Below are 12,585 nucleotides of genomic sequence, written 5' to 3' on the forward strand. Positions count from 1 at the left end.
CTTGACCAATATCTAATCTTTTTTTATTCTCTTAAATAATTTCACCCAACGGGTTTGTAAATATATATTTTTTAAGCTTTTATATGGTTTTAAAAAACGAAATTTTACCATTTTTTAAACATCAAAGCATATCTCAGCCACCAATAGTTATTTTTCGTTTTATATTTTCCGAACCATTCACATAGTTTGTAAAGCAATACTACAACACTCAGCTAAATCAAATAAACTGTCCAAAGTGGCAATCCGCTTTCTATGACTTCATAAAATTAATTGAAGAATGATTAATCTCAGTAAGTTTTTCTAATCCATTTAATGGATTTAATAATTTTTCCGTCTTCAATTAAATTTTCAAAGTTATCACCGCCAATTATTTCGAAATCAGGTTTTATGTTATTCGTATAAATTTTCCCATTCCTGTCTGTAACGTAACCAATTGCTAAATTTAATCCTCCATTTTTATCAATTTCAAAACCTTGATTTGTAGTGGTATAACCTGCAGATTCTTCTCCGAATACTTTTGTATTTTTTCTTCCAATTAAAGCTATTGCAGTCATTTCACCTGAACTCGCAGTATAACCACTTATCAAAACAGCTATTGGGATTTGTTTTTTAACAGGCATTTTTAATTTTTGTCTGTTTAAAACCTGATTGGTATCCACATAAATATTACCATCTTTCAATAACCAGTCTCCATCGGATTGATTGTCAGAAGTTATAAATCCGCCTATTTTTTCATTGTTACCAATAAGGTCGCTTATTCCTGCCATCATCGGATACATATTTCCACCAGTATTCAACCTTAAATCAATTATCCATCCTTTTATTTTATCTGAATTTATTGTATTGATTTCTTCCACTATATTACTGGCAATGCTGTCCATTTTTTTTCCATTAAAATCACTATTTCCCGGAATTCTAAGATACCCAATATTTTTATTAAGCAGTCTGGCCTCAACAGCTTCATATTTTTTAACAGCATTTTTTACTATTTCATCTTTTGGTTTCAGAGAATTTTTATTCCATCGGTAATTCTTGTTTTTATAACTCAGCCATCCGTGATGGTCTCCTATTTTTTCAAACAAATAGGGATAAACATAAAGAATGGCTTCTATGTTATCAGCCTCTTTTGTTTTCTCATAAACCTCTGTCCTTAATCTCTGCCAGTTTATTTTATCTTTATTTAAAGCATTATCATGGATGACTAATAATGTTTTATCGATAAACTGTTTTACGCTATCATTTTTAAATTTGATTTCGTTTTGAGCATTTACGACTGTAGAAATAGTAATAAATGTCAAAAATAAGAGTAATCTTTTTTTCATTGGAAATTATATATTGCTTTTTATTTTAAAAGGTTTGTGCACTTTACGGAATTAGTGACTGGATTTTTCCGGCTAAGGTATAATTTCTTTTCTTTCCCAAAATAAAGTTTTAATTGCGTTTTCGATTTTCAAAACTACTTTTTGATTTTGTTTCTTTTTCTTCGGAGACTTTTATAAGATACTATTTTAACACCTTTTTCAGTCTTTCGAGTCCTTCCAGAAGCATACTCTTTGGACAAGCAATATTAATCCGCAGAAATCCATTCCCTGCATTTCCATACATACTGCCGGAATTTATCCATAACCGCTGGTTTTCAAGGGCTATTTTGGCAATCTCATCTGACGATAATTGTAGGGAGCTGCAGTCCAGCCAGACTAAATAAGTTGCCTGAAGCGGTACCACCTGAATAGCTGGCAATTGTAATTCTATAAATTGTTTCAGAATATTATAATTATCATAAAGATAGCGGTTTAAGGCTTCCAGCCATTCTTCCCCTTTATCGTACGCTGCAATAAGTGCCTCAATAGCAAACGGACTCAAAAGTTCCATTTCCTGCTTATTAAGTAGTGATTTGATTCCATCAAAATATTCCGCATTTTTTGTAAAGAGGTAACCGACCTGCAGTCCTGCAAGATTAAAACTTTTACTGGCTGATCCGAATGTGATTGAATGGAGTGATGCTGCAGCATCAATAGCTGCAAATGGAATATGTTTTTGTCCTGTAAATACGATATCAGAATGAATTTCATCCGACAAAACAATTACATTGTGTTTTTCGCAGATTAGGGCAATATGCATCAACTCTTCTTTTGCCCAGACTCTTCCCACCGGATTGTGTGGATTACTGATAAGCAAGAGTTTTGTTTTTGGGTCGGCTGCTTTTCTTTCTAAATCCTCAAAATCAATTGTATAAATTCCGTCAGCATACAGCAGATTATTTTCTATGGCTTCCCGTTCGCAATTCCGTATTGTACTGTAAAAATGATTATAAACCGGAGGCTGTATGATGATTTTATCACCCTTAGCTGTAAGCAGTCTAATAGCAGCCGATATTGCAGGAATTACACCAGTAAGAGGTAATATCTGTTCTTTTTCAATTAGCAGATCATGCCTTTTTTTCCACCATTTTAGTATCGAAATATAAAATTGTTCCGGAATCTGCGTGTATCCATATATTCCGTGTTCGACCCTGCCCTGCAGGGCTTCAATTATCTCAGGCGCAGTCTTAAAATCCATATCCGCTACCCACATCGGTAAAATATCAGAATTGGGTAATGCGTCCCATTTAATAGAATCTGTATTTTTCCTGTTGATGATACGATCAAAATTATATTTCATAAAAATTCTATTCTATATTTTACTTTCAAAGCCGGGGACCTTTTAAATAGAATTTAATGTCTTTACAGCTTAGTGATAAAATTCAAAAATATTATTATTTCACAAGGCGTATTCCTGTAAACTGCCATTGAAGTCTCGGATGAAAAAAATTGCGGTACGTTTTTCGGCTGTGCTCTTTTGGAGTTGCAGCAGAAGCTCCCCGAAGAACCATCTGGTTCACCATAAATTTACCATTGTACTCGCCAATTGCTCCAGGCTCTTTTTTATAACCCGGATACGGCAGATAAGCACTTCCTGTCCATTCCCAGCGTTCTCCCCAGTCAAAAAATTGGGATGCTGCCTCCCATTCTTCTTCTGTCGGCAGACGCATTCCCTTCCATGAAGCATAGGCGGAGGCTTCGTAAAAATTAATATGGCAGACTGATTGCAGAGGATCAATTTCCATTAATCCGTTTAGTGTGTAATACATCCATTTTCCATCTATAAAATGCCAGTAAAGAGGTGATTTTGCATTGTGAATGCTTACCCACTCCCAGCCTTCTGAATGCCAATACCTAAAATCTGAATAACCACCCTGTTCTATAAAACTCAGGTAATCTGCATTCGTTACCAAAGTATTCGATATTTCGTAGGCTTCTAAATATTTTTTATGCCTTGACAACTCATTATCAAAGCTAAATCCATCTCCTTCAAAACCTATTTCATATATACCTTCCGGCATTGCTGTAAATCCGTTACGCTGATATTCCATTTTTTCAAACACCTCGTTACTGCTGTAGGGTGGGAAAAGCGGATTATGTCCCAGAATATATTTTATATCAGATAATAATAATTCCTGATGCTGCTGTTCGTGATTTAAACCTAATTCCAACAAAGCAATAACTGTACTGTTCAAACCTTCACTTTGGAGAAAAATCTCCATCTGCCTATCAACGTAAGCGCGGTAGCTGTAAACATCCGCAACAGAGGGACGGCTTAGATTTCCCCGGTCTGTACGAACTACTCTTGCACCCACAGTTTCGTAATAACTGTTAAAAACAAAATTGTATTGATAATTGTATTCTTTATACTCTTTAAAATTCGGGCTTAGAATAAAAGTTTCAAAAAACCATGTTGTATGTCCCAAATGCCATTTTGGCGGACTTACATCTACAATGGGCTGTACCACATAATCTTCGATTTCCAGTGGCCTGCAAATTGTTTCTGAATGTGCCCGTATTTTTTTATACTGTTCTAAATAATGCTCATTATTATCTTCCATCGACTTAAGTTCTTTCATAAAATTATTATGGTTAGTCAGCAATCCAAAAAGTATCAGCAAACCATTCTTTGCTGTCATAAATGGTATTTACAGTTTTAAAACCGGAATTAACTGCCATTTCCTCCATATCAGTTATCGAAAATTTTTGCGAAACCTCCATGTATATAACTTCATTATTTTTAAAATAAAACGACTGCCCGTCAATAGTTACTTCCTGATTTTCAAGGCTTACCAAATAGCTTCTACAGGCACCGGTTAACGGGTCATAATTTTGAAAATGTTCAAATTGTTCTAAATTAAAATCTGCCTTGAGTTCGTTGTTGATTCGTTTAAGCAAATTAAGATTAAATGAAGCTGTAATTCCTTTCGGGTCATTATAAGCATTCAGGATGATTTTTGGATCTTTTTTCAGATCAAAACCTACTAAAACTATATCACCCTTGTTGAGATTTTTTCGCAATTTATTACAGAAACCCGAAGCTTCATCAAGTTCCATATTTCCGATATTACTTCCCAAAAACAAAACGACTTTCCTGCGCGCAGACAGCTTAGAAGTTTTTTTCAGCATATCAAAATAATCGCCTTCCAAAAGGGTTATATCAAGATTTGGAATGTTTTCCTGAATTTTTTCATTCAAAACAGACAGTATATTGCCTGAAATATCTATTGGCATGTATTTGAAATCGGCTTTGGCATTTTTAAGATGCTGTAACAGATGCATCGATTTTGAAGCATCACCGGCACCAAGTTCCACAAGATCAAATGGACTTGTATCCTCCATGATACTACTTGCCAGTTCGTTAGTTTTGTTCTGAAAAACATCCATCTCACATCTGGTAAGATAATATTCCGGCATCGCCATTATTTCCTGAAAAAGAGCATCACCCTTTTTATCATAAAAATATTTAGACTGCAGGTGTTTCGGTTCCTGGTGCAGCCCGTCAAGGACATCTTTTAAAAATTGATAGTTGGTATGTTCAGCTTCATCATCTGAATGTATGGTGTAGGATTGTGATCTCATTCTAAAAATATTTTTTTCTTTTAAGTAAATCAACCATTTTTGCAACGCAAGGATATTTTCATCAATCGGTGCGCCTCAAAAGTTTCTTCTAACTTAAAGATACGTTTTATTTTTGGCGATAGTTTATCCTTTTTTTAATTTTAGCTATAAATTAATAAAAAACATTCCCTTTATATTACTAAAAAGCTCCTATGTTTGGTGAAGTTCTTTTGTCCAATCATTTGGCTTTTTATATTTCGACTTCAGAATCGTCCTGCTTCACAATAAAATACTATCCAATAAAAAAGTGCGAAGTCAGAGACGTTCGCACGGGAAAATATTCGAAAGTATTTAATTATAAAATCAGGTAATTATTTAGTCAATGCAAACTTTTAATTTTGTTACGCGTTGTATACACCTATTTTAAGACAAGATCCTATCTCGTTTCTTTATATTCTTTGCCATTAAAAAGTAATTTTGAATTTTCCTTTTTAATAGTTTCTTTAGTAACACAATCGTCATTTGTAGGAGTGCTTATAGTGGTAACCTTTTTAGTTTTCACTATAATAGTGTTAAAATTATGATTTTGAATTTTGTCAATTTCAAAAGTTGAATTACTGTCTTCAAATTCTCCCGCGCAATTGGTATCCCATTCTCCGTTAGATCGTGAAGTTGTATAATTTTTAAGTACGGGTTTCAAGGAACTTTTATCAATAATATACAATGATAAATTAGTTTCACTAAAAGGATTGGGTCTGCTGCTTCCGGTATAAGACACTCTAACTCCAAATGCTCTCGTAGTTTTATTTAAAACATACAAACCTGTATCAATTGAAACACTCGTTAACATTACAGCATCTGAAGTCCAGGCATTTGGCTCCACAAATTTACAGATTATTTTTCCGGTCGAATTATCAACTACAACAATATAAGCATCTAATACAAAGTAATCAACAGTAACTTCAGAAGCATATTTAGGAATTACCAGCACACTTTTCTGTTTATCGTACGGCAATATTTTTTCATTAAAATGTTCCAGATCTATTTCACTTTTTTTAAATTTAAGCTGTTTTAAAACTACATCTAAGTGTTCCGTATTTTGCGAAAAAGAAAGTTGAAAACAACATAGTAAAGCAAAGAAGCATTTTTTCATGAGGGTAAATTTTTACTGTTCTGAGTCCGGCTTTTGTCTGGTTATTATATTCTGAAAATTTAAATACCTTTTTTATACGGAATGATGAAATTATCAAACTTAACGACAATTGAATTTTTATTTTCTAATAAAAAACATAGTTAAAAACAACTTCTTAGAGATGGTATGGATTGCAAATATTCGTTATCGGGTTTACCTATTTTTGGGTAATAGAATCAATATGCATCAAATCACGAACGTGGTCTAATGCAATAATAATCATTACAATTCCTCGCACTATATCAATTGAATTTTCTCTTTTCATTTTTTTATAAAAGTTTAAAAATGGATTAGAAATATAATGATTTTTTTTATGCGTATGCAGAGTGCAAATCCTCGTTATTAGTTTTTAGTATTGTTCTTAACTAACTTCCCACTACTAACGCTTTTTTGTTTATTTATCGCCAACAATTTTATCATATCGTTCTTTAGCAATTTTATCAAATTCTTTTTGAGTAAATCCATATTTGCACTTGTAATATTCTGGATTGAGTTCATAAAATATCAAATCGTTGAGCGAGGTTATTCCTCTTAGACAAGCTCCATTGTTTGTTGATACACCTTCAAAATCATTTTGAAACTTATAGAATATCTCTTTTATTTTTGGATAATTTTTTTCTCTCAATCCTATAAAAGAATAATATCTGACATACGCATTTTCATTTTCGGTTAGATATACTAAGTCTTCTATTGTGGCAAATTTTAGCAAATTTTTGAAATCTTCGTTTCCCTGTGGCCAAATCGTATTTATTGAAGTTTCTCTACTCAAAATATTTACCGCATTTTCGACCTTTGGGCCAAGTTTATGTCCACATGAAATCAAAATAGAGATTATACAAAATGCTGAAATATATTTTTTCATAAATTATTATTTTTATAGTTAAAAGTCAGGAGACTTTTGAGAGTTTTACGGATTGCAACACGATTTTAAAATTGCGCAAAGTCTGAAGACTTTGCGCAGCGGGGAGCAGGTGTTTTTTCCACCCTATTTTTTTAATCAAATAAATCTGATTGAAAAGCGTCTTTTTTGTTAATGGTTTCGTATTTTGATTTCACTTTATTAATTAAGTCTTCCAAACTTTTTTGTGTGAGAATTGTAATGTTTTTTTGTTCAGTTATTAATTGTCTATTTAAGTCAAACATAGGATTATCTATGTCAAGTTTTTGGTCATACATTACTGCTCTTGGGATATTATAATCTTTTGCGAATCCCATAGCTAATCTTGCTCCGCTATCAAATTTTTGCCCAAACATTTTCCATCGTTCTGCTGTATCTTGAGCGTAACTTGCTGCTAAAATAATAGCGTCACAAAATAATGCTTGTAATCTATCTCGGTCTTTGTAGCGACTGCTTAAATCCATTGCAGATTTTTGTTGGTCATAATATTCAGTTATTAAAAGCCCACCTTCTTCGACTATTTCAAATGCTAAACTTTTATTTTTTGCTGGCATAATATTATTTAGTGGGCCTGGCAAAACTGCAATAGTTTTTCCTCCATTAAGTGCTTGTTTATGAGCTATACTATCGCAACCAAATGCTAAACCACTTACAATTATAATGTCTTTTTTTACAATTTCTGCAATTATTTTTTGTTCTCTAATTTCTATTTTTTCATCTGGATTAAGCAATCCAATAACAGTAATACAACAATTTTCAATATTTAAAAGGCTTATATCACCTTTGTAAAAAAGAAAAATAGGTCGCTCACTTTCTTTTACAGTTCCTCTGTAATTTGGGAAATTTTTATCTCCAATTGCAACAAGTCCATCGCAACTTTCTTGGAAAATTTCTATTTGGTTTATTATTTTATTTTTATTGAACTCAAAATCATCAATTGTGATTAATTCATCTTGCTTTGAACTATTATTTATTAATGAAACAATTATGTCAACACTTTCATTGCCTTTTAACATTTTATTTATCCAAGCTCTACCAATACCTTTATAGGTTTTTGCAGTGATGATATTGATTGCGTTATCTGTATACTTCATTTTAATTCTATTTAATGATTTAAAACGGTTTTACCTATTGCATAAAATGAAACCGAATTAGCACCTTTGTCTATTAATGATTGAATTGCGTCTTCATCAATATTTACAGTTCTGGTGTAAATATCGTCAATTAATAAAATATCTTTACCAATAGCCTCATTAGAAATATGACAAGTTGCATTTGTAATTCCCACATATGGATTTGAGCCATCATTAATAAATCCATCCATTGCTTGTCTAATATGTGTAGTCTTTGTGTTTGTGTGCCGTTCAATAAAATTAGTGCCATCTGTAAAATTATTACCTAAACGATTTAAAGCAATTCTAACAGTTGCCTTAAAAAGCAATTGATTTGGATTGTAGGTGTTTTCAGCTTTTGCTCTCGGGACAACACAAACCATTAGAGGATTTTTATTAATTTGACGAAATACTTCGGGAAGGTCAAAAAGTAATATTCTTAAAAATTCTTGTTGAGCTTCTTGAAGTCGAGAATTGGGCCAATTATGATGCGGGTCATTTTTTAACTTATAAAGAAAATTTGGGTTATTCGGAAGTTGAGTTCCACCAAAATCAGTATGATAAAATGCTTGAATGTTTTGTGTCAAATAATTGTTTTGTGCAATTGTAAATGGTGTCATAATTTTATAGAATAAAAATATTATTAATCGAAATTCCTGCAAGAATTGCATCATCAATTTCAGCTGTTTCATTTTCAAAAACAATAACAGTTTGAGCCGATAGGCTCAAACTGTTTATTGCATTTTTATATTTGTTTAATCTTTTTCCATTGTTATTAATTTGCTTAAAAAATAAATGGCTAAATTTATCAGTAAGATTGTGATATTCTAATGTCAAAACAGCTCTGTCTTCTCGGCAATTTGTAACTAACACAGTTTTATTCGTTTTTGAATATTGAAGTAGAATGTTGGAAACTGATGTATTCAGTTTTGTTTGAGTTAAATAATTTTTATAATTTTTCTCTTTTTGTTGGATAATTTCCGCCAATTGTTCTTTGATCAAATTTGGAACTACTTTGATAAGAGTGGCACGATTAAATCTTTCATTCGGATTATATTGAATTTCATTTTCACTTTTAATAACTGATTGTATCGCTTCTTGATAAGATAAGAAGTTTGCAAAGTCCGTGTCAACTAATGTTCCGTCCATATCAAAAAGAAAAGCAGTTTCTGTGCTTATATTCAATTCAAAGTCTTTTTTTATGTTTTCCATTGTCGCCCTTTTACTGTCCGTGGTAGTCGTTTCTGCGGTACACTTGTGCCTAACGGGCCTTTGGGATTAAATTAAGCCTTGTTTTCGGATTTGCCTAAACATGCCACATACAAGACCTCTTTCAAATTTAGCCAAATGCCCAAATCTCTTGTAGCAAGTGTTAGGAGCTGCTATTCTCGTTTGAACGTTAATTTTTCTATTTTCTTTGGTTCAACTATTTGGTATTCTGTTTTTTTTATTACTTCTATAGATTCTTCGTTACTATCATTTTTTTTATTTGAATTTTTGATAGAATTAACTCCAAAAAGAACTGTAAAAATTAGTGCTACAATAAAAGACAGAATTTGAACAACAGAAGGGATTTTTACATTGTTAGTATTAATGTTGATTTCACATTCTTCAGTTATTATTTCTTCAACTTTTTCATTTTCTGTTTTTTCTTTTTCATTTGTTTTCTTTTTCATAGGCTGTAAATTTCCTGTCAAAGCCATTAAAGTCCAAATACCACAAATAATTGAAAAAATAAAAAGACCCCAAGACCAAAAAATTAAGCTTGAATTAGATAATTCAGATGCTCCAATAATATCTTTTGAAAAAGTAGTTGTTAATGTAATTATACCTGTTGCTAAAGTTATTAGTTGCTTTGTTGTGTCTGCTGCAAAATCAAAAGCTTTTTGTTCGTTTGTTTTCATGATTTAACAAAATGGCCATAAAGGACAAATACTTGCTCTTGCATTTGAAAAACTTTTGTAATCTAAACTTTCATTTATAGATCTTGATCTAGCGTCAGAATACATCCTTTCGATTAAAATTTCAACATTATTTAATGCTCTAAGATTATCAGAGTTTGATAAATATTCAGATGTTGTCATTCTATCAATACCATTGTCGATAAAGCTTTTTAAATCTTCTTCTGCGACAGATGTTAAATTATAACCTAAACTTCTTGCTTTAATTTTAGCAGTTTCTAAAACACGTATTTTTAAATCTTCTCTCATTTATAATTTATTTTTATAGTTTTATATTATAGTTTCGCCTAACTTATTTATACAAGCCATAAAAATGGCTCAATAAGTTCTCTTTTTTGTTAGGTTAATGCCATTACGTTTGGCTAAACTTATTTAATTTTCTTTAAGACAGTCAATAATTTAGGAATTTTATCAACTTGCGTTTCAGTCCAAAAAGTATAGTTTAAAATTTTGTCATTATCATAACTATTCAATTTTATGGTGATTCTTCTAGTCTTTTCAATAACAAAATAATACATAGTCATTTCTTTTGCCTTGAAAATAAATTCTGAAGATTTGTCTTTAAGTTTTAAATCAAGGTTTGGAATAACATTGTCTTCCACAAAATTTATAAATTCTTCAATTTCATCGATTCCAATCCAAGCTGTTTTGTATGTATCAGGATTTTTTATATACATGTCTATTTGTAAAGCATTTACTTTTGTTCCTGCTTTTAGATCAATAACCTCTATAGGATAAAAGTTAACTATTTCACCAATTCCGGATTTGAATTCAGCTGTAGTATTCCAATCTTTATTAATTCTGGTAAATTGCGCCTTATCTATAAATTGTCTTGTTGAAGATTCTACATTTTCTTTTTGGGAGTATGAAATAATATAAAACAGGATTAATACAATAGTTAGTGTTTTTTTCATAATGTTGTTTTTCTTAGTGATTTAGAATTCAATTATTCTACAAATGTTTCATTTTTATCATTACAAACTTTACGGAAATCCATAATCTATTAATTTCATTTCCAACAAGTGTAACAATAATTAAAAACTTAACACCAAGTATTTATACGTGTTTTTAGAAATTAAATTACAAATGACACTTATGAAACCAATAGCGTGAGGGATAGAGCCTTTTATGAAGTGGAGCGGAATAAAAGATATAGCCGAAAGCCCGACCCGGAGGGACACGACCAAGAAAAAAAGGTTTCAGGTTTAAAGTTTCAGGTTGCTATGCTTTGTGGTTACTTTGTGAAGATTGCTGCGCCAGTTCGCTATCGTTCGTGTCTTCCTCCATCAAGGATGACAAGATTGTGAAAAATCTTTTTTAAATCTGCACAATCTGCGTGAAACTTAAATAAAAAAAATCCCATTTCAATTAAGAAACAGGATTTTAGCATTGATATTCTCTTTTTTTTATTTTTAAACTGTTGCAGCAATTTCCTGTGGCAACGAAATTTGATTTTTAAGCAAATCTTCGAATGTTTCATGTTGACGGATTAAGATTCCCTGTCCGTTCATCCATAAAACCTCAGCTGGTTTGTATCTTGAATTGTAGTTGGATGCCATTGAAAAACAATAGGCTCCTGCGTTTCTGAACGCTAAAATATCGCCTTCTGTAATTTCCTGTATTCTGCGGTTGTTGGCAAAGGTATCGGTCTCGCAAATGTATCCTACTACGGAGTAAAAACGCTCTTTTCCTTTTGGATTGGAGATATTTTCGATATGGTGCTGAGAACCATAAAACATCGGACGGATTAAGTGGTTGAATCCACTATCGATTCCGGCAAAAACAGTCGAAGTAGTTTGTTTTACGACGTTTACTTTTGCCAAAAAGAATCCGGCTTCGCTCACAAGGAATTTTCCCGGTTCGAAAATCAACGTTAAATCTTTACCATATTCTGAACAGAAAGAGTTGAATCTTTTTGATAATTTTTTACCTAATTCTTCTATGTCTGTTTCGATATCGTCTTTTTTATAAGGTACTTTAAAACCGCTTCCGAAATCCAAAAATTCTAATTCTTTGAAGTGTTTTGCTGTATCAAACAAGATTTCAGCAGCATACAGGAATACTTCGATATCTAAAATATCAGATCCTGTGTGCATGTGAATACCTACAATATGCATTTTTGTATTTTCGACAATTCGCAATATATGCGGAATCTGATGTACAGAAATTCCGAATTTACTATCGATATGCCCAACAGAAATATTGGCATTTCCTCCCGCCATTACGTGCGGATTGATACGAATACATACTGGTATATGCGGATGTTTTGTTCCGAATTGCTCTAAAATTGATAAATTGTCGATATTGATTTGTACGCCCATTGCGGCAACTTCTTCAATTTCTTCTAACGAAACACCGTTTGGTGTAAAGAAAATCCGTTCCGGTTCATAGCCAGCATGAAGCCCTAACTGAACCTCCTGAATTGATACCGTATCTAAGCCAGACCCCATGTTCTTTAATAACTGAAGAATCGCAACGTTAGACAATGCCTTCATGGCAT

The 12,585-nt window shown here is 32.1% G+C and carries 13 protein-coding genes; all 13 read right to left on the reverse strand.

Features of this window, described 5'->3' with window-relative positions:
• Window positions 1–287: 287 nt before the first annotated feature.
• Window positions 288–1,322, reverse strand: a complete 1,035-nt coding sequence (locus ABI657_RS17370) for a S41 family peptidase (protein WP_348098532.1) — start codon at window positions 1,320–1,322, stop codon at window positions 288–290.
• A gap of 181 nt (window positions 1,323–1,503) precedes the next feature.
• Entirely contained in the window at window positions 1,504–2,661 is a 1,158-nt protein-coding gene (locus ABI657_RS17375) for a MalY/PatB family protein (protein ID WP_348098533.1), read from the reverse strand.
• 94 nt (window positions 2,662–2,755) lie between these two features.
• Window positions 2,756–3,922, reverse strand: a complete 1,167-nt coding sequence (egtB, locus tag ABI657_RS17380) for an ergothioneine biosynthesis protein EgtB (RefSeq protein WP_348098544.1) — start codon at window positions 3,920–3,922, stop codon at window positions 2,756–2,758.
• Between the two features lie 31 nt (window positions 3,923–3,953).
• Entirely contained in the window at window positions 3,954–4,943 is a 990-nt protein-coding gene (gene egtD / locus ABI657_RS17385; RefSeq protein ID WP_348098534.1) for an L-histidine N(alpha)-methyltransferase, read from the reverse strand.
• A 415-nt stretch (window positions 4,944–5,358) separates the two neighbouring features.
• Window positions 5,359–6,075: a hypothetical protein gene (locus tag ABI657_RS17390; protein WP_348098535.1), complete on the reverse strand. Its 717-nt coding sequence runs from the start codon at window positions 6,073–6,075 to the stop codon at window positions 5,359–5,361.
• Window positions 6,076–6,508: 433 nt separating this feature from the next.
• Window positions 6,509–6,976: a hypothetical protein gene (locus ABI657_RS17395; protein WP_348098536.1), complete on the reverse strand. Its 468-nt coding sequence runs from the start codon at window positions 6,974–6,976 to the stop codon at window positions 6,509–6,511.
• Window positions 6,977–7,107: 131 nt separating this feature from the next.
• Window positions 7,108–8,106 carry a DNA-processing protein DprA gene (locus ABI657_RS17400; protein ID WP_348098537.1) on the reverse strand — a complete coding sequence of 333 codons (999 nt, stop codon included), beginning with the start codon at window positions 8,104–8,106 and terminating at the stop codon, window positions 7,108–7,110.
• 11 nt (window positions 8,107–8,117) lie between these two features.
• Window positions 8,118–8,744, reverse strand: coding sequence for a hypothetical protein (locus ABI657_RS17405; protein ID WP_348098538.1), 627 nt, complete (start codon window positions 8,742–8,744; stop codon window positions 8,118–8,120).
• Window positions 8,745–8,748: 4 nt separating this feature from the next.
• A complete protein-coding gene (locus tag ABI657_RS17410; protein WP_348098539.1) occupies window positions 8,749–9,336 on the reverse strand; it encodes an HAD hydrolase-like protein in 588 nt (195 codons plus the stop codon).
• Window positions 9,337–9,506: 170 nt separating this feature from the next.
• On the reverse strand, window positions 9,507–10,028 hold the full coding sequence (locus ABI657_RS17415; protein ID WP_348098540.1) for a hypothetical protein: 522 nt from the start codon (window positions 10,026–10,028) through the stop codon (window positions 9,507–9,509).
• Window positions 10,029–10,031: 3 nt separating this feature from the next.
• Complete coding sequence (locus ABI657_RS17420; RefSeq protein WP_348098541.1) at window positions 10,032–10,334, reverse strand: hypothetical protein; 303 nt, start codon at window positions 10,332–10,334, stop codon at window positions 10,032–10,034.
• Window positions 10,335–10,453: 119 nt separating this feature from the next.
• A complete protein-coding gene (locus ABI657_RS17425; RefSeq protein ID WP_348098542.1) occupies window positions 10,454–10,999 on the reverse strand; it encodes a hypothetical protein in 546 nt (181 codons plus the stop codon).
• A 498-nt stretch (window positions 11,000–11,497) separates the two neighbouring features.
• Window positions 11,498–12,585: diaminopimelate decarboxylase (gene lysA / locus ABI657_RS17430; RefSeq protein WP_348098543.1), on the reverse strand; the 1,088-nt coding region annotated here is incomplete at its 5' end.

Source organism: Flavobacterium sp., assembly GCF_039930565.1.
In the GTDB taxonomy this organism is placed as follows: Bacteria; Bacteroidota; Bacteroidia; order Flavobacteriales; family Flavobacteriaceae; genus Flavobacterium.